Origin of the sequence: Paractinoplanes rishiriensis (genome assembly GCF_016862375.1) — a bacterium.
GTDB lineage: Bacteria > Actinomycetota > Actinomycetes > Mycobacteriales > Micromonosporaceae > Actinoplanes > Actinoplanes rishiriensis.
This window is the reverse complement of record NZ_BOMV01000026.1, coordinates 14,640-31,404: the sequence shown is the minus strand read 5'-3', so window position 1 is coordinate 31,404 and position 16,765 is coordinate 14,640. Positions and strand designations below refer to the sequence as shown.

Annotated in this window: 17 protein-coding genes; 5 read left to right on the top strand and 12 right to left on the bottom strand. The window is 67.9% G+C overall.

The features are described from left to right. Window positions 1-13 precede the first annotated feature (13 nt). Window positions 14-1,336, top strand: coding sequence for a PLP-dependent aminotransferase family protein (locus Ari01nite_RS13395; protein ID WP_203781532.1), 1,323 nt, complete (start codon window positions 14-16; stop codon window positions 1,334-1,336). Between the two features lie 70 nt (window positions 1,337-1,406). On the opposite strand, the gene Ari01nite_RS13390 is transcribed toward Ari01nite_RS13395, so the two are convergent. The 7 genes from Ari01nite_RS13390 to Ari01nite_RS13360 all read right to left on the bottom strand — a co-directional run bounded on the left by Ari01nite_RS13390 (window position 1,407) and on the right by Ari01nite_RS13360 (window position 8,032). Then, entirely contained in the window at window positions 1,407-2,360 is a 954-nt protein-coding gene (locus Ari01nite_RS13390; RefSeq protein WP_203781531.1) for an exostosin domain-containing protein, read from the bottom strand. A 347-nt stretch (window positions 2,361-2,707) separates the two neighbouring features. Then, on the bottom strand, window positions 2,708-3,322 hold the full coding sequence (locus Ari01nite_RS13385; RefSeq protein WP_203781530.1) for a D-glycero-alpha-D-manno-heptose-1,7-bisphosphate 7-phosphatase: 615 nt from the start codon (window positions 3,320-3,322) through the stop codon (window positions 2,708-2,710). A gap of 11 nt (window positions 3,323-3,333) precedes the next feature. Continuing rightward, the gene (locus tag Ari01nite_RS13380) at window positions 3,334-4,272 is read right to left on the bottom strand and encodes a methyltransferase (RefSeq protein ID WP_203781529.1); all 939 of its coding nucleotides are present in this window, start codon (window positions 4,270-4,272) and stop codon (window positions 3,334-3,336) included. A 20-nt stretch (window positions 4,273-4,292) separates the two neighbouring features. Further along, entirely contained in the window at window positions 4,293-5,000 is a 708-nt protein-coding gene (locus Ari01nite_RS13375) for a formyltransferase family protein (RefSeq protein WP_203781528.1), read from the bottom strand. Further along, window positions 4,993-6,516, bottom strand: coding sequence for an FAD-dependent oxidoreductase (locus tag Ari01nite_RS13370; protein WP_203781527.1), 1,524 nt, complete (start codon window positions 6,514-6,516; stop codon window positions 4,993-4,995). Before Ari01nite_RS13370 ends, Ari01nite_RS13375 begins: the two co-directional genes overlap by 8 nt. After that, window positions 6,513-6,866, bottom strand: a complete 354-nt coding sequence (locus Ari01nite_RS13365; RefSeq protein ID WP_203781526.1) for a cupin domain-containing protein — start codon at window positions 6,864-6,866, stop codon at window positions 6,513-6,515. Before Ari01nite_RS13365 ends, Ari01nite_RS13370 begins: the two co-directional genes overlap by 4 nt. Further along, window positions 6,863-8,032, bottom strand: coding sequence for a DegT/DnrJ/EryC1/StrS family aminotransferase (locus tag Ari01nite_RS13360; RefSeq protein ID WP_203781525.1), 1,170 nt, complete (start codon window positions 8,030-8,032; stop codon window positions 6,863-6,865). Before Ari01nite_RS13360 ends, Ari01nite_RS13365 begins: the two co-directional genes overlap by 4 nt. Window positions 8,033-8,358: 326 nt before the next feature. Here Ari01nite_RS13360 and Ari01nite_RS13355 point away from each other — a divergent pair, with 326 nt between their 5' ends. Then, complete coding sequence (locus Ari01nite_RS13355; protein ID WP_203781524.1) at window positions 8,359-8,898, top strand: SLOG cluster 4 domain-containing protein; 540 nt, start codon at window positions 8,359-8,361, stop codon at window positions 8,896-8,898. Between the two features lie 35 nt (window positions 8,899-8,933). Then, complete coding sequence (locus Ari01nite_RS13350; RefSeq protein WP_203781523.1) at window positions 8,934-9,779, top strand: sugar phosphate isomerase/epimerase family protein; 846 nt, start codon at window positions 8,934-8,936, stop codon at window positions 9,777-9,779. 84 nt (window positions 9,780-9,863) lie between these two features. On the opposite strand, the gene Ari01nite_RS13345 is transcribed toward Ari01nite_RS13350, so the two are convergent. From Ari01nite_RS13345 to Ari01nite_RS13325, 5 genes are all read right to left on the bottom strand, one after another. Next, entirely contained in the window at window positions 9,864-10,643 is a 780-nt protein-coding gene (locus tag Ari01nite_RS13345) for a phytanoyl-CoA dioxygenase family protein (protein ID WP_203781522.1), read from the bottom strand. Continuing rightward, entirely contained in the window at window positions 10,640-11,065 is a 426-nt protein-coding gene (locus Ari01nite_RS13340; protein ID WP_203781521.1) for a hypothetical protein, read from the bottom strand. The genes Ari01nite_RS13345 and Ari01nite_RS13340 overlap by 4 nt, the downstream gene beginning before the upstream one ends. A 3-nt stretch (window positions 11,066-11,068) precedes the next feature. Continuing rightward, window positions 11,069-12,028, bottom strand: a complete 960-nt coding sequence (locus tag Ari01nite_RS13335) for a glycosyltransferase family 9 protein (RefSeq protein WP_203781520.1) — start codon at window positions 12,026-12,028, stop codon at window positions 11,069-11,071. Between the two features lie 71 nt (window positions 12,029-12,099). Then, a complete protein-coding gene (locus Ari01nite_RS13330) occupies window positions 12,100-13,077 on the bottom strand; it encodes a GDP-mannose 4,6-dehydratase (RefSeq protein WP_203781519.1) in 978 nt (325 codons plus the stop codon). 140 nt (window positions 13,078-13,217) lie between these two features. Then, window positions 13,218-14,231 (bottom strand): GNAT family N-acetyltransferase, encoded by a 1,014-nt coding sequence (locus Ari01nite_RS13325; RefSeq protein WP_203781518.1) that lies wholly within the window; start codon window positions 14,229-14,231, stop codon window positions 13,218-13,220. A 719-nt stretch (window positions 14,232-14,950) separates the two neighbouring features. Here Ari01nite_RS13325 and Ari01nite_RS13320 point away from each other — a divergent pair. Both Ari01nite_RS13320 and Ari01nite_RS13315 read left to right on the top strand, forming a co-directional pair. Continuing rightward, window positions 14,951-15,874 carry an aldo/keto reductase gene (locus tag Ari01nite_RS13320; RefSeq protein WP_275410847.1) on the top strand — a complete coding sequence of 308 codons (924 nt, stop codon included), beginning with the start codon at window positions 14,951-14,953 and terminating at the stop codon, window positions 15,872-15,874. Continuing rightward, the gene (locus Ari01nite_RS13315; protein ID WP_203781516.1) at window positions 15,871-16,710 is read left to right on the top strand and encodes a TIGR02569 family protein; all 840 of its coding nucleotides are present in this window, start codon (window positions 15,871-15,873) and stop codon (window positions 16,708-16,710) included. Before Ari01nite_RS13320 ends, Ari01nite_RS13315 begins: the two co-directional genes overlap by 4 nt. Window positions 16,711-16,765: the final 55 nt, after the last annotated feature.

Genomic DNA, 16,765 nt, shown 5'->3' with positions numbered 1-16,765 from the left:
CACCGTGACGTCGATGAAACTGCTGTTCCAGCACCTCGTGGACCACGAGACCAAATTCCGGAACTCGATCTCGTTGATCCCGAGCGAGAACACGCTGTCGCCGCTGGCCCGCCTGGCGTACCTGTCCGACGGATACAGCCGCTACTTCTTCGACGAGCACGAGGTGTTCGGCCGGTGGAGCTTCCAGGGCGGCAGCATCGTCGGCCGGGTGCAGCAGGAGGTCCTCATCCCGCTGTTGCAACGCGTCGGCCAGGCCCGGTACGTGGACGTGCGGAACGTCAGCGGCCTCACGGCGATGACGACGGCGCTCGCCGCGTTCGGCGGGGAGCCCGGCGACGCGGTGCTGTCGGTTCCGGTGGCCAACGGGGGCCACCCCGACACGGCGTACGTCGCCCGCAAGTTCGGCTTTCGCCCGCTCGGCCTGCCGTTCGGGCACTGGGCCACCCTCGACCTCGAGGCGTTGGCCGACATGGTGGCGCGGGAGAAGCCGAGCCTCATCTACATCGATCACGCGACGTCGCTGATACCGCTGGACCTCACGGCGGTCGTCGAGTGCGTCCGGCAGGCGGCCGACCGGCCGGTCCACATTCATGTGGACACCAGCCACGTCAACGGGCTGATCTGGGGCGGTCAGCTGCCCAACCCGCTCGCCTGCGGCGCCGACAGCTGGGGCGGCTCGACGCACAAGACCTTCCCGGGTCCGCACAAGGCGGTCATCTTCACCAACGACGCGGAGGTGTCCGACCGCCTGACGATGACAGCCGTCAACATGGTCAGTCACCACCACATGAGCGACGTGGTCGCGCTGGCCATCTCGCTCGTGGAGTTTCTCGAGTGCGGCGGGGCGGAGTACGCCGCCGCCGTGGTGACGAACGCCCGGTTGCTCGCCGAGGCATTAGCGGCCGAAGGGCTGGGGGTGCAGCGTCACGGCGCCGACTTCACCCGCAACCACCAGGTGTGGGTCGACACCGCGAGCCATCGGGAGCCGCACGCGGCCGGCTCCCAGCTGTTCCAGGCGGGTCTTGTCGTCAACCCGTTCAACCCGCTGCCCAGTCTCGGCGGGCCGGGAATCCGGCTGGGGCTCAACGAGGCCACCTACCTGGGCATCAGCCCCGAGTCGTTGCCGGTCCTGGCCCGCGTCATGCGGGACGTGATCGTCGACGACGTTGATCCGGCGGCGGCAGCCGACCCGGTGCGCGAGGTACGGGCGGCAATGCGGCCGCGGTTCTGTTACCCGCCCGAGGTCTTCGCGGAGAAGCTGGCCGATCTCGTGGCCGTGACCGGCGGGAAGACCGACCTCGCCGTCGAACCGCTGACGGATTTCCTGTACTCGTGATCGCGCGGACCGGCCGGCGACCCCGGGACCCGGGGCCGCCGTCAGCCCGGCACCTATGCGGCTACGCCGATCACTTCAACGGACCCACCGCGGTCGACTCCCGGATGGCCTGGTACAGGAGAAACAGCAGATTGAAGGTGGACAGGTAGGTGTCGAAGGTGTGCCGCGCCAGCTTCCGCATCTGCTGCCAGCGCTCGTCGCCGACCGCCTCCACGGCTCCCTTGATGGACTCGCTCAGGTTGTCGTCGCTCAGCGACAGCCGGAGGCAGAATTCGTCGTAGTTTATGTGCTGCGGAAACGGAAGGGCCGCGTTCTCGTCAATGAGCAGCGGGGGCACCCCGAGCGACAGCGCTTCGTAGAAGCGGAACGAGTTCAGGCCGTAGCCCGGGACCGCGAGAACGAACCGGGACCGCATCGTGATGTCGAGGAACTCCTTACGCCATTTCGTCCGTTGCGGCGTCCCCGCCGTCTCCAGCCGGTCAGCGCCGCGGAGCTGGGGCGGGCCGTAGTAGTTCTGTCGCCGATCGACGACGCGCGCGCGCAGGCCAGACGCCCGCACGGCGGCGATGATCGGCTCGCGCGTCTGCGAGACCTCCCCCACGAAGGAGACGTCGTAGCGCAGCTCCGGCTCTTCGGCGAACCGGGGGAAGAAGTTGTCGATCCGTTCGGTGTACGGAAGGCAGACGCGGCGCGGGCCGGCGGCAGCCGAGTGCAGCGACGCCTTGAGAAAAACCGACTCGGCGAGAAAGTCCGGGATGGCGGGATCGTCTCTGGAGTCGAAGAACACGTGGCGTTCCGCAGCACCCGAATAGTGCGGCAGCGCCGACTGCAGTTCATCGATCCGGTCTTCGAAGTAGGCGACGTCGTACGGCGGCGTGAGGATGTCGGCCGCGTCCGGGTCCGTGGTCAGCTCGTAGAGCCAGCGGCCCTCCTGGAACCGCGGGTCATCGTGGAGCAGCGCCTTTGCAATCGGATTGAGCATCACATGCGGAAGTGAACCGGATTTGTAGATGTAGACCCGCAACGGTTCGTAGTCCTGAACAAACGCACCAGTCAACAGACTGTAATGGACCCGTGGAGCAACCAAAGCACTGTCCCCCGTGGTGACTTGCCGGGTCCGAACCCAACTCGAATTCGAACTCGGACACCGAAAACAACGACCTGTACATCCATGGGAAGGATAAGACTGGGCGCGACAAGCGTCAATTCAACGGTAGTAAGGTAGCCTTTCCCAGGAACCTCCCAGCGAAGTCGAACACCGCGTCGTTGCGGCCGGTCAGACTGCGGAACAACGCACGACGCAACCCGCCGGATCGACGTCGGTCCGCGTGATTTTGATCTCTTCCGTGAACCGGAGTCCGGCGGGCGGCCCTAATTCGACCGGCCGAGGTGCCGCGCGGCCAGTCGCACCGCTTCGTCAAGGTTGTCCACCACGTCGGTGCCGGCCAGCACCGGGTCGTTTGCGACGTCGTGCTCGGCGCGTCGGCCGTGGCCTGTCCGAACGAGAATCCCGCGCACGCCGGCGCCGTGGGCCGCCATTATATCGCGCTTCGCATCACCTACCAGAATGGTGTTCTTTTCATCGAGCTCGAATCGGCGCAGTGCGGCCAGCACCATGCCGGGAGCCGGTTTGCGGCAAGGACAGCCCGAATCCGGCGCGTGCGGGCAGAGAAGGGTGCCGGCCACCGGAACACCCGCGGCGGTCAGCTGCGCGACGAAGACCTCATTCAACCGAACCGCCTCGGCCAGCGCGAGGAGGCCCCGTCCGACGGCCGACTGGTTGGTGATCAGCACGACGGTGAATCCGACCTGGACGGCCCGGCTCAGCGCCCCGGCGGCACCGGGGAGGAAAGTGATGTCCGCCGGGGAGCGGACGTACCGGGGACGGTCCTCGATGATCGTGCCATCGCGGTCACACAGCAGTCCGAACGGCGTTTCGAACGACGGTTCGCCGGTCTTCGGACCCGGTACGAAAACTGGTTCCATCGGCTGGACGATCAGCCGGCCGTTGCCCGGAGTACGGTGTGATTCGGGCCGGGGTGTCGCTCCACCTGCAAGCGCGCCTTCTCGAGGGGTCGCACGTAGCGGTGCTCGATGCTGCGGTGTACGACCACCAGGAGACGACCGTGGCTCGCGCGCCGGGTCAGCGCGGTCATCAGCGCCTCCGTCTGTTTCACATCGATGTGCGTCGGAATGTTGCACAGGGTCAGTTCCGTCATCGGTACCGCCAGCGGGTCCGGACTGCACACCGCGGAAAGTGTCACTCCGTTGCGCACGGCATTGCGCTGCGCCAGCCATAGTGCAACAGCGTCGACGTCGGTGGCCACCGCACTGCCGGCCAGGCCGTTGGCCACCGCGGCGATGGCCAGCGGCCCGTAGCCCACCCCGATGTCAGCGACCGAGTCGACCGGCGGCTCGCGCATCGCGACCTCGGCCAGAAGCGCGGTGCCGTCATCGATCCGCTTCGGGGAGAAGACTCCGTAATCGGCCTCGAAAGTCAGGTCCCGGTCGCCGATGCGGGCGGCGAACTCCTCGGGTGGGGGAATATCCGCCTCCGCCGGAGGGCGGCTGCCGAGCACGACGTTCCGGCCGTTGCGCTTCTTCTCCAGCTGCGTCCAACCCCGGCCGCTCAGCATTCGAGCGATCGAGTCCGGGCCCTGCTGACGGTCGAGGTGCCAACTGACCTGGGCGTCCGGGCCGGCGAGGCGCTCGGCCGCCAGCCACGCCAGAACCGGCACCAGCGCCTTACCCCGGTAGGGCGGCAGCCAGACCTCGATTTCGGCCGCCCGCTCCAGGTCCGCGGACATCGCCTCGTGGAACGGCACGTCATGCTGACTCAGCGGCTCATCAGCGTGGAGCACGACCGTCCGGGTGTCCGCGGGGCCCGCCGCGTGCGGGGCCGCAATCAGCCAGCGCCGTGTCCGTCGATCGTTCATTCGGCAATCTTATGGTCGAGTCATGAGTCGTCCGCGTCCAGGTAGGCGAAACGATAACCGTGCCAGGACAGCACCGGAGCGGGGAAATGCGGATTTCGACCGGCCCGGATGCTCAAGGCGACCTTCTCGGCGCTGTCGGTAATGGAGAGTGTCAGTAGTTCGTCAACGCTTTTCCGGGACAACGGCTCACGTTCCCAGCGGTGGCCGCTGGGCGAGATGGTGCCGGTCTTGGCCAACTCCGCGAGAACGTCGTAATAGACCGACAACGCGCGGTACCGGGTCCGTTCCAGAAGGCTCGACTGCGTGTCGGTGTCCAGGATGTCGAAGGAATCGACCCGAAGGATGTCCCCGGTGTCGACTCTCTGCTCCATCACATGGGCGGTCACACCATAACGGGTATCGCCGTAATAGAGTGCGAAGCACGGCCCGCCGATGCCGGGCCAACGCGGTGGCGCCGTATGAAAATTGATCGGCAGCCGGACGCACCCGAGAATCGACTTCGGCACGATGACCGGGGACAGAAAGCTGAAGATATAGTCGATCTTCTCGCTGCGTACCAGTTCCCCGAGCTCGTCCGGCACGCCCTTGGCGGTGGGATCGGGGTACCTGGCCACCAGTCGCAGGTCGAAGAGCTGGCCCGCGAAGGCGATCGCGGCGTCGCCGAGTCCGTCCTCACAGGTGAGCAGGACGCAGGAACTCCGTCGCACCGGCGGGGATCCGTTACTCATGGCCGCCCCGTTGCGGTCCGGACCGCCCGGTGAGTGCCGCCGCCGTGCGGGCGGCGAGCGCGAGGATGGTCTGGACGGGGTTGGCGGCACCGGTGCGCGGGAACGTGCTGGGTCCGCAGGCGTAGAGGCCCGGTACGGCCCGGAACTGGAAGTCGTCGCCGAGCAACTCGCCCACCGCCAGCGTGCCGGCCTCGTGTTGCTCGGACCCGAGGGGGAAGGCATAGGTGTACGGGGCCTGCGGGAGCCGGAGAGCGTCGGCCCGCCGCAGGATGTCCGGCAGGTCCGCCGACCCGAATTCGTCCGCGTTCGCGAAACTCAGAGTGGCGGACGGGCAGCCGGTGCCGATCGCCGAGCAGACGGCGTCGTACAGGCGCTGCAACTCGGTGCGCTGCGCCGCGACGAGCCGCACGTCATCCGGACCCAGCGAACACCGCACATGGGTACGCCACGGTGTGTCGCCGGCGGGATCACACCAGATCGCACCATGGCTGCCGCGGGTCTGTTCGCCCATGAGGTACGCGTCGACGACGCCCACCCCGTGCTGGTTGACACGCAGACTGAGGAACGTGTTCGACCTCAGTTCCGGGTTGGGCGAGACGTAGACCCCGCCGTCGTCCGCCGCGCCGCGCAGCCCGTCGGGCAGGTGGTCCACATCGAACGTGGCCACGAACCCTTGCGCCACCTTGTCGACCAGACCGGTCAGGCGGGCGTCGGGCAGCCGGCCCAGGCCGGTCAGAGCCTGGATTGCCAGCCGGCTGTTCTCCACCGTGCTCGAGGCCAGCACGACGACGCGGGCACCGATGTCGTGCCGCCGGCCGCCGCGCTCGACGCGGACTCCACGGACCCGTCCGGCATCGATCAGGATCTCCACCGCCCGGCTTTCGCAGAGGATCGCGGTGCTGCCGTTCCACTGCTCGAAGGGCGAATAGGCACGCCAGCGACCGCCGTCGGGGCTTCGGCGCACCGCGCGGGGTGCCTCCGTGAAGCGGTAGCCGGCCAGGTCGAGGGTTCGCCCGCTGGACAACGACGTGGCGGGCGAACCGTTGGCCCAGCCGGCCAGCCGGGTGACGGTCCGTTCGTACAGCGGCCGGCCGTTCTCCCATTCCACGGTCAGGTCGCTCACCACGGAGGCGGGCCAGTCCGGGCTGGTGAGGGCCCACGGTTCGATGGGGAGCACCATGCCGTGCCAGTAGAGGGATCGTCCACCCAGCCGCCGGCGCACCGCGGAGACGCCGGCGAATGCGAGGCCGGTCGACTCGTACGGCCTCCACGCGTGCTTGTCGCTGTCCGGATCGAGCCACATCGAGGTGGCTGTCGCCTCGTCGAACTCCTGGCGATAGTGCTCCCGTCCAGCGTCGGAACCGGCCTCGACGACGAGCACGTCCTCGTTCCCGCGCCGGGCCAACTCGTCCGCGAGTGCCAGCCCGGCGAATCCTCCACCGACGATCACGACCGCCGCGCCGGCCGGAACGTCATGCGCGTCCGACCCGGGGCGATCATACGGAGACGGCGTCATGATTCCGGCTGGCTCAGCAGGCCGTGAGCCCGGATCGACAGCATCGTCAGGCCCACGTCGCTGCGCCAGCCCCTGTCCTCGCCGACGGGCCACACCAGCGTGTCCCCCGGACCGATCGGGATCCAGACACCGTCCGCACCACTCGCCCAGCCTGACCCGGACACGACCGTGCAGGTCTGGTCCCGGCGTCCGGGGTGGGACGGCACGAAGCCGCCCGCCGCGATCGACATCAGGTCGACCGACAGGTCCTGCGCACCGGTCGCACCGGCGAGGAAGCCGACCGTCGCCGTCAGGCAGCCCGGCAGCGTAGCCGGTTCTCGTGGCACGTCGGCCAGGCTGAGGACCTTCACCGCCCACACACCCTTTCGACGGCCTGCCGGAAACGCTCCGCGATGGCGTCGATCTCACCGTCGCTGCTCCGCACCGTCGCGCCGAAGCTGGTGGCGGAGTACCAGTCCGACGTGCCGGTGGCAATCGCGATGGTGCGCGACAGCAGCGAATCGGTCGCCGGCAGCGCTCCGGGCTCGTAGGCCTGCTCGTGGCCGCTGGGCCGCCGGAAGGGTGCCGATCCGCTGGTTCCGTCCTTGCCGAGCCGTCCCAGCTGGCCCATGTTGCCGTAGTAATGGCGATGCGACCGGACGAGTGGTGCGGTGTCCAACTCGCCGGCGACGCGCGCGGCATCCTGCGCGCTGTCGAAGATGTAGGCGAGCACGAGCGCACAGTCGCCGTCCGCGTCGACCAGCCGCCGGCGACGCACCCCGGGCAGTGCCCCGATGCCGTCCACCAGCCGGGCCTTCACCTCGCGGGTGCGGCTCAGCACAGTGTCGATCTTGCCCAGCTGCGCCAGCGCTATGGCGCCGGTCACGTCGGACATCCTCAGGTTCAGGCCGAAGAGGGCGGTGTCGTCGGAGGCTCCGTCGCGCAACGGGCGGAAGCCGTGGTCATGGATGCCATACGCGCGCCGGTAGAGCTCCTCGTCGCCGGTCAGCAGGAAGCCACCGTCGCCGGAGGTGAGCACCTTGAAGTAGTTGAGCGAGAAGGCACCGAACGCTCCGATCGCGCCCAGCCGGCGGCCGTGCTGGCTGCCGCCACACGCTTGGGCGACGTCCTCGACCAGGTGCAGGTCGTGCCGGCCCGCCACGTCGGCCAGCCGCTGCATGTCGGCGCCGGCACCCAGCATGTGCACGGCCATGATGGCCCTGGTGCGATCCGTGATCTTCGCCTCGACGTCGGCGGGATCGAGGTTCAGGGTGTCGTCGATCTCCGCCAGGACCGGCGTAGCACCCGCATAGACAATGGCGGCGATCGATGCGATGAAGGTGTAGCCCGGAACGATAACCTCGTCACCAGGACCGATTCCCAACGCACCCAGGCCGGAGAGCAACGCGGACGTACAGCTGTTCATAGCCAGACAATGCCGGCTGCCGAAGACTCGCTGCGCCTCGCGTTCGAAGCGATATACGAACGACTCGTCCTGGGAAGTGTCGTACCGGTAACGAGTGAGTGTGCCCTCCATTGCCGCGAGGACGTTACGAATCTCCTGCTCGTCAAAGAAAGCCCGACCTGGACCAGACATGGATTTCCCCTCACCTGGCGATGCGGAAGAGTGTGGACCTGACCTGGAAACACCTCATCAAAGCCGGGCGAAAAATCGGCACTCCACGCCCTTGGTGCGTTCCCCAGTGCTTGTCGACTGTACTACACAGACACACCATAACCAACGATTAATCGATGTTGACGGCACCAAGCGGGCACCGTTAACGTGCTGACAGCGCTCGCCTGTAAAGGCTTTCTGACCGAAATCTTCCAGGAAGGTACGGACAACCTGTGACTCCACAACAAATGGTTGCGGTGATTGGCGGTCGTCGCGTCAATATCCGGGATTCCCGGACCCTCGAGTTCGCCGAAGCGGTCGGACGTGAGCTTGCCCTCCTCGGCTACGGGGTGGCCACCGGAGGCGACGACGGTGTGGGCGGTGCCGCCTGCAAGGGAGCGGTGGAGGCTGGCGGGGTGACCCTCGCCTTTCTCAAGGAGGCGCACATCGACAACTGCTCGCCGTACGTCACCTGGGCCCTGCCGACGTCGCTGGACCTCTCCCGGAGCGTGCCACTGAACTGGGCCGGCTGCGCGATCGTGGCGTTCGACGGCGGATTCGGGACACTGTTCGAGATAGCGCTGGCACTCGACACCTCCCGGCCCCTGGTCCTGACGGGCGACCAGCCGCTGCTCCGCACCGAAAAACTCCAACTGCCGACGTGTGAACGGGTCATGGGCAACGATCCGGCGTCCACTCCGGAGGTCATCGCGGCGCTGCGCAAGCTGATCGGGCCACCGCCGGTGCCCTCCGCCCCGACCGGCAACGACCACCACCGCGTCCGTTGACCGGCGAAACCGGCACACCTCGATCGCACCCCCCGGTGAGCATCTCCGGCACCGAGTACGTCACGGAGCCGCACGGGCTGACCAGGCTGCTCGCTGACGCCGAGGTGACCGGTGCCGACGCGATCGAGGTGTGGTACCCCGAGAACTTCGGCGACGACGTTCCCGCCGACATCCGCATGCTGCGGAACTCCGGTGTCCCGGTGGCATGCGTCTCGAGCGGCAGCGAACTGGGCAAAGCCGACGTGGACCGGGACATCGCCCTGCTCCGAGCCGCCATCGACGTCGGCCACCGGCTGGGTGCGCCGGTGACGAACACGTACTTCGGCGGCCCGGGCTGGCGCGATGACCGGAAGTCCATCGACCGGTACGCACGCAACGTCGCGGGATGCCTGGATCTCGCGTCCGAGCTGGGCCTGACCGTGGTGCTGGAGAACGAGTTCGACGCCTTCGGACACGACCCGCACCGCGGCGATCCGAGCCGGCGCCCGGAAAGCCTGCGACGCCTCGTCGACACGATCGACCACCCCGCGTTCGGACTCAACTTCGACGCTTCGAACATGGTGTGCGCCGGCGTCCAGGACGTACCGGGAGCCCTGGACCTGCTCGCCGACGCCGTGCGCTACGCCCACGTCAAGGATGTGGTGCCCGTCGTCAGCCAGCAGGCGGCCCTCGACGGATGGACGGCGTACCCCGATGCCCCCGCCTGGTGGAGCACCTGTCCACTGGGCGAGGGTGTGGTGCCCTGGAGCAGCCTGTTCCCCGGGCTGGTGGACCGGGTCACCGCGATCACGCTGGAACCGCATGCCGCACCGCACCACCGCACCGCCGCGTTCGGCCACGCCATGCGGACGTGCCGCGGCTGGCTGGCCCGCCGATCGTAGTGCCGCCGGCGGCGGCAGCCGGAAGGACGGAGCGGCCGGCGGGTGGAGGGGGTAGCGGGGATGACCCGGCCCGGACCATCTAGATCAGTGCATCCCGCCGACCTCGGTGAGTCCCCGCAACTCTTCCACGGAGGCGGGCGGCGCGGTCCCGATGAGCTGGCGCACCCGGTCCGGCAGGCCGGCCTTGACCTCGGGCCGGACTGCCCGGGTGTAGTCCATCATGGGCCGCAGCGAGGGCCAGATCATCATCTGTTTGATGATCCATCGCGTGTTGGTCCCGGCGTTGAAGCTCGTGCAATGCCACAGCCTGGCATCGAAAAGCACCAGGTCACCGGCCTGGACCACGACCTGTTCGGCGCGCTGCTCCATCAACTCCACCGGCAAATCGGGCAGCATGCAGCGCTGACTGCCCGGCACGATCCAGGTGGCACCGGTTTCCGGGCCGGCGTCGTCGAGGTAGTACAGACAGGTGGCGCCGAACGAGTTCTCCGGCGGATTGGCCGTCCGGTTGAACGGAATGAGGTCGGTGTGGAAGTCCCACGGAAACCGGCTGCGACCGGGCATGAGTCCGAGGGCGTCGAACGCGGCGATCGACACCTCGCCGACCACCTGATCGACCACCGGGTACACCGGGTTCATGTCGGCCAACTCGGAGAACACCGGATCGCAGTCGCAGAGATTCCGGATGGCGCCGCGCTGGTCGATGCTCTCCAGCAGGTCGACGCCGAGCGTCCGCTCCTCCTGCGCGATCAGATCGGCGATCGTCTGCTTGACGCGCCGCAGGAGGTCCGGCGGAATGGCCTGACGGAAGTACGCGAAGCCGAGTGTCTGCAGGCTGTAGATCTGATCGTCGATCGAGTTCATCGGGCCATCTCCAGATCGAAGGTGGGTTGCCAGAAACTGACTTCGGAGACATCGCCGGCCGAGAACCGGGTCCAGCAGCGGGCATCGATGAGCACCCAGAAGCCCGGCTCCGGAGACAGTCGCCGGACGACGTGGTCAAGCCCGTCCGGGGGCATCCGAAGCCCTTGCGATCCCGGAACGTACTCCACCGGCGTGCGAACCGGGCCTTTCACGCCCAGCAATGCGCTCGGCGGGCCGATCGGCAGGCCGGGTGTGGTGGGTACCGCATGCCAGTTCCGATCGCCGGCGGCGGCAACCGGCCGGCTCGTGAACGATCCGAGGATCCGCGCCGCGACCTCGTCCGGCTCACGAGTCATGGTCCAGCCGGAAAGTAGGATCGACGTTACGTCGTATGAACTATCGGCGGTCTGCGGAGAAGCCATTCGTCACTCCTTGCGATGTCGTAGTTCAAGGGGAACGGGACACAATTCGTCGAGGGCCTGCACGACTTCGTCCGGCGTGATTCCCTTTCGGCACGGCGCCGGACATCCCCGGTAGAGACGGGTGCACGTGCCGTCGCGCTTCATCGCCCGACAGCGCAATGCCAGGGGACTCTGCATCGGCCGGGTGAGGTCGCCCAGCGGACGCCAGACCGCCGAGGCGGTGGCCAGGTGCAGGCTCACCACCGGGGTGACGGCGGCAGCGGCGAGGTGTGTCGCTGCGGTGTCTCCGGCAACGAGTCCGCGCAACCCGGCCAGCCAGTTGACGAACCCCTCGAGGTCGACTGCCGGCAGCAGGCTCACCATCGGATCGCCGAGGGCTTCGACGATCGTGCCGGCAAGCTTCCGCTCGACCCGGTCCGGTCCGGCGGCGACCTCCACCGGCCAGCCCCGCTGCCGGATGCGTGTGACGGTGTCCATCCACGCCTGCGCCGGCCAGCGTTTCACCCCGCGACTCGCGCCTACGAAGCATCCGATCGACGTCCCGGGCGCCCGGCGCAACGGGGTCAACCAGTCGCATCGGGGATCCGGCAACGCGACGCCGTGGCGGCGCAGGAGGGCGACGATGCGCTGGCCGATGCTGCCGGCCTCCCACATGCCGTCCTCGTGCAGATCCCAGCACTCGATCGACCGGCTGGCCGCCACCTCGCGGAAACTCAGGTAGTTGGTGTCCAGCGAAGCGATTTCCAGCCGGGCGTTGAGCACCACGCCGATACCCGACTCGCGCAGATAGGCGAAGATCCCGTCCCAGTCCTCAGGCCGGAACCGCCGCGTGAGCCCGGGCAACTGCGCGACGCGCAGGCCCGGCACCCGGACGTGCCGCAACAGCGTCTCCGGCAGAAACGGCTGATGGCACAGGACGTGGTACTCGTCGAACACCCCTACCGCGTCGACGGCCTCCAGCACCGGAGCGGCGATGACGTTGTTGCCGATACCGGAGTTCAGCACGATCAGCGCACGGCGAGTACCGGACATGACTAACTGATCTTCCGCCCGTAGTACTCGATGAGATCGCTGAGCGTCTGGTCGATCTTGATCGACGGTTGCCAGCCGGTCAGGTCCCGGCACCGGCTGCTGTCACAGGTCTGAACCGGAATGTCGATGGGGCGCACCAGAGCCGGATCGACTCGCTTCTCGACCTGATCACCCAGTCCGGCGATGTCCAACATCCGGTCCAGCAACTCGCCCATGGTGAATACCTCCTCCCCGCCGACGTTATATGCGGCGCCGGGAACCGCATGCTGCATCAACAGGTAGTACGCGCGGCTGATGTCCCGCACGTCGACCACCGCGCGGGCGCTCGACAGCGTGCCGACCCGGATCACCGGCTCCTGGTAGGACTTGAGGATCCGCACGATCTGGTACGCATCCGAGGCGATCGAGAAGCAGCGACCACGCCGCGGACCGGTGTGCGAGAACGCCCGCGTCACGAAGAACGGCAGTCCTTCGGAAATCGCGCGCTCGCGGACGTAGCAGTCGGCTGACGCCTTGCTCACGCCGTAGGGATTCACCGGAGCGATCGGAAACGCCTCGCTGATGAGGCCGAGAGCCGGATCCGGCGCACCGTACACCTCGGAGGTCGAACAGAACAGCATCCGGCATGACGGAGACACCGTCCGAATGGCATCGGCCAGGTTGACCGTGCCGATCGCATTCGTGACGAAGGTGCCGCGGGGGTCGGCGAAGCTGGTCGGCGGGTGACTCTGCGCCGCGAGATGGAACACCCCGTCGAACTCGGCCGTCCGGAGGGCACGGACGCAGGACTCCATGTCGATCAGGTCGCCGAGTACGAACCGGAGCTCGCTGAACGTCTCATCCGGCATGACGTCGCGGATGTCGTCCTCACGCCCGTTCGTGGAGCGCACCAGACCGTGTACTTCGTGCCCCTCGCGAACCAATAGATCCGCCAGGTGCGGGCCGACAAAACCAGTGATTCCGGTAATCAAAAAGCGCATGCCTTCGAGGTTCGCCTCTCTGCGAAAGTAGAGCTTATCTGGAGTGCAGATCCGACGCCGGGCCTTCCTGGCACGCGGGGAGACGACAGGAGCCCATCAGTTGTTACACAGCCACCTCCCTCATCCGGAGTGGAAGCTCACTAAACGATGTCCTGCACATGAAACTCAAATGTGGTGTTGTGCCCGGCCCGGTTCGCATACCCCTCCTTGTAAGGGTAGGAGCCTCGGGTGAGGTCCAAAATGGTCACTCCGGTGTCCGCGAAGTCGCGAATCATCGCGCGCAGCATCAGATGCCCGGGAGAATAGCGCCGGAAGGTAGCGTCATACGCCGTTCGGTAGGCACCGTACCAATGCTTCCACCGCAGGCCGAAATAGCTCGCCAGCAGCGATCCGCCGACCCGGAACTCGGTGAGGACGATCTGCCCGGCCGGTGCCATGTGCCGAATCAGGGCCCGGAATCCGCGTTCGACGTCGTTGTCGAACGGTGCGACGGCGTTGGATCGCCCCTCCCACTGCCGGCGGTGCAGTCCGACCAGCCCGTCGAACCGGGACTCGATCTCGTCCGCCGCGGTGAAGTGACGGCAGGTGACCTCCCCGATCCGCGCCAGCCGCCTCTCCTTGACCACATGCTCCTTCGTCTCCGCTACCCGCCGGAGGTGCTCCGCGCAGGTCAGATCGATGCCGAACACCGGCGTGCCGCGGTGCCGGACGAGCTGCGCCGGCAGCACCTGGTCGAGCAGTCCACCGCGAATCACCTCGGTCAGCTCCACCCGTCCGCCGTGTGCGCGAGCCACCGCCGCAACCGCCTGGGGCACGAGGTGCCGCACCGGCTCGGCGGCGAGCATTCCCACCGCGTCGTGATAGTCGGCCCATGGGGAGGTCAGCGGGGAGACCACCGGTACGCCGTCGCGGTCCCCGTACTGCAGGGCGATGGCGGCCGCCGGCTTTCCGTCGACGAGGAAGCGGATGACCACCGGGGTCTTGCCCTCCGCCGCGGCGACGGATCCGGTCCAGGCCAGATGCCATGCCGCCGACTGGAATGCCGTGGCATGCGGATTCTGGCGAGCCAGCGCATCCCAATCCGCATCGAAGATCGACCGCGCGGCCGTCCCCTCGCGAATTTCCCATTCCGCAGAAACCGTGGATCGGCTCATTCAACCAGCACCCGCGGCCGACCGCTTCTCAGCCGGCGAGACCGGTCGGTACAGCGAAATGTATGACGCCGGCGAGCTTCTCCACCGGAGTGCCCCGGTCAATGGGATCAGCGACTTTCCAGCACACGCAGGCAGACGCTTATTCGACAAATCTGGCATTCGCTCACTTGAACCCCCGTTATCGTAAGCATTGATGGCCGCGTTGATGGGAGCGGTCCCAAACTACTTCTGCCGCGCCACACCCATTGACTGCCATCTGGCTCTTATCGCAGCACCCGAGCCGTCTGATTGTCAAGCCTCACCGACCGGCGCACGCCGAGCCGCGAGGCCCGGCTTCCGGTCGCAGACGCAGGTGGGCGGGGTTGTCCGGCAACCGGTCGCGGCCCGGCGCGGTGGGGTCGGCGCACGTGCGGGGATGCGCATGACGAGCAGCCGGCCACCAGCGCCCGCCAACGGTGCGGGGACATCGGCGTTTCGACTGATCAAATTCCCGATAAATGGGAAGCGGGCTCCTCGGCGGCCGGTCCGCACCACAGAACCACCACTTGACGGGCCCTCCTGCGGTCGTCGACCTGACCTGGAAATAGGTCTGCGGTGGCCAGGTGAACGTGTTTTGGCTATCCTGACCGGACGCCGGAAAACGCAATTCCGTTCGGTATCCGCCCGCAGCCCGGGTAATCCGCGGAGATGATCGTCGGCGTCTGAAGTTTCTGGCGAAGATGGTGAGGCGCCGTCCGGATTCTGGCTGGGGGGAATGGGTGCTACAAAGGAAACTTGGTGACGTCGGCGTCGGCGCGATCGGGTTGGGCGCGCTACCCATGTCGGTCGAGGGCCGCCCCGACCGGGCGCAGTCCGTCGCCACCATCCACGCCGCCCTGGACTGCGGCGTGACCCTCATCGACACGGCCGACTGTTACGGCATCGGTCCCGGCGAGGTAGGTCACAACGAGCGCCTGATCGGCGAGGTGCTGGCGGCCCGCGGAGCCGAAGCGTCCGGCGTCGTCGTCGCCACCAAGGGCGGCCAGTATCGGACACCCGACGGCGGTTACCACGCGAACGGCCGTCCGGAGCATCTCCGGCTGGCGTGCGAAGCGTCGTTGCGGGCGACCGGCCGGGACCACATCGACCTCTACCAGTTGCACGCGGTCGATCCGGCCGTCCCGTTCCTCGACGCGGTCGGCGCCCTGGCCGGGCTGCAGCGCGAAGGCAAAGTGCGCATGGTCGGCCTCTCCAACGTGACCGTCCCGCAGATCATCGAAGCCGGCACGGTCGTTGCGGTCGTCAGCGTGCAGAACCGCCTGTCGCCCGGATCGCTGGCCGGCCTCGCCGAGCTGCGGCACTGTGCCGCGGCGGGCATCGCCTTCCTGCCGTGGGCTCCGCTCGGTGGTCTGCGCGTGCGGGGCACGGAGCCGGCCGGCACCTCGGTGTTCGCCGCAATCGGCGCGGAGCGTGGCTGGTCAGCCCAGCGCGTCTGCCTGGCGTGGCACCTGGCCCTCGCGCCGGTCACCATTCCGATCCCGGGCGCGAGTCGCCCGGGGTCCATCATCGACAGCGCGAGCGCGGCCGCTTCCACGCTGAGCGGTGCGGAACTCGCCCGCATCGACGAAGCGCTGGGTATCGGCGCCGAGGACCGACCTGCATGATCACCGGCCGGCGGGGACCGTCCCGGCGGGTGCTTGCCGCATTCGGCGCCAGAACGCCGGCGGTGGCCGTCCCCGGTGGACAGGGCGTGACATGGCGGGCCGGCGAGCTGATTCTCAAGCCGACGGACGATCCCGCGCTGGCCGCATGGTGCGCGGAGACCCTCACGGCGCTCGTCGAGGACGGCCGCTTCCGGGTGAGCCGTCCCGTCGCCCAGTCCGACGGGTGGGTGGCCGACGGGTGGACCGCATGGCGATGGGTCGAGGGTGCCGCCGCCGACTGGCGCATCCATGAGATCGCGGCGGCCGGGGCGGCGTTCCACGAGGCGCTCCGTGCGGTGCCACGGCCGGATCTGCTGGACCGCTGCGAGGATCCGTGGCGGTACGCCGACCGCATCGCCTGGGGTGAGGAGGCGCCTGCGACCGACGGTCCGTACGCCGATCTGCTGCACCGGCTGGCCGCGGTCCGTACCCCCCTGACCGCTCCCTGCCAGCTGATTCACCCCGACCTGGCCGGCAACGTGCTGTTCGCCGCCGGCCTGCCACCGGCCGTCATCGACTGGCCGCCGTACTGGCGCCCGGAGACCTGGGCCCCGGCGGTCGTCGCCGTCGACGGACTGGACACCGGCCGGGTCAGCGCGGGCGACGCCTTGGCCCTCGGGACGGCCGACGACTGGCTGCAGCTGCTGATCCGGGCCGAGATGTTCCGGGTGGCCACGAAGAACACCGCCGCGCTGCGGGGCATCAATCTGGTCGATGACAAGGTCCACCACCGGTCGACCGTGCGCCTTCTCTGCCGGCTGGCCACCGAGCCACGATCCACCGATGACCGTGGGTGAGGCGGCACGCCGGCCGGAAACGCGATCTGAACTGGGACTTCGGTCCTGGGCAGGG

Excerpts from the sequence above, each read along its gene's own strand:
- Ari01nite_RS13395 (WP_203781532.1), top strand. The coding sequence starts at position 14 with ATGAAACTGCTGTTCCAGCACCTCGTGGACCACGAGACCAAATTCCGG.
- Ari01nite_RS13385 (WP_203781530.1), bottom strand. The coding sequence starts at position 3,322 with ATGGAACCAGTTTTCGTACCGGGTCCGAAGACCGGCGAACCGTCGTTC.
- Ari01nite_RS13380 (WP_203781529.1), bottom strand. The coding sequence starts at position 4,272 with ATGAACGATCGACGGACACGGCGCTGGCTGATTGCGGCCCCGCACGCG.
- Ari01nite_RS13375 (WP_203781528.1), bottom strand. The coding sequence starts at position 5,000 with ATGAGTAACGGATCCCCGCCGGTGCGACGGAGTTCCTGCGTCCTGCTC.
- Ari01nite_RS13370 (WP_203781527.1), bottom strand. The coding sequence starts at position 6,516 with ATGACGCCGTCTCCGTATGATCGCCCCGGGTCGGACGCGCATGACGTT.
- Ari01nite_RS13360 (WP_203781525.1), bottom strand. The coding sequence starts at position 8,032 with ATGGAGGGCACACTCACTCGTTACCGGTACGACACTTCCCAGGACGAG.
- Ari01nite_RS13355 (WP_203781524.1), top strand. The coding sequence starts at position 8,359 with ATGGTTGCGGTGATTGGCGGTCGTCGCGTCAATATCCGGGATTCCCGG.
- Ari01nite_RS13345 (WP_203781522.1), bottom strand. The coding sequence starts at position 10,643 with ATGAACTCGATCGACGATCAGATCTACAGCCTGCAGACACTCGGCTTC.
- Ari01nite_RS13340 (WP_203781521.1), bottom strand. The coding sequence starts at position 11,065 with ATGGCTTCTCCGCAGACCGCCGATAGTTCATACGACGTAACGTCGATC.
- Ari01nite_RS13330 (WP_203781519.1), bottom strand. The coding sequence starts at position 13,077 with ATGCGCTTTTTGATTACCGGAATCACTGGTTTTGTCGGCCCGCACCTG.
- Ari01nite_RS13325 (WP_203781518.1), bottom strand. The coding sequence starts at position 14,231 with ATGAGCCGATCCACGGTTTCTGCGGAATGGGAAATTCGCGAGGGGACG.
- Ari01nite_RS13320 (WP_275410847.1), top strand. The coding sequence starts at position 14,951 with ATGGTGAGGCGCCGTCCGGATTCTGGCTGGGGGGAATGGGTGCTACAA.
- Ari01nite_RS13315 (WP_203781516.1), top strand. The coding sequence starts at position 15,871 with ATGATCACCGGCCGGCGGGGACCGTCCCGGCGGGTGCTTGCCGCATTC.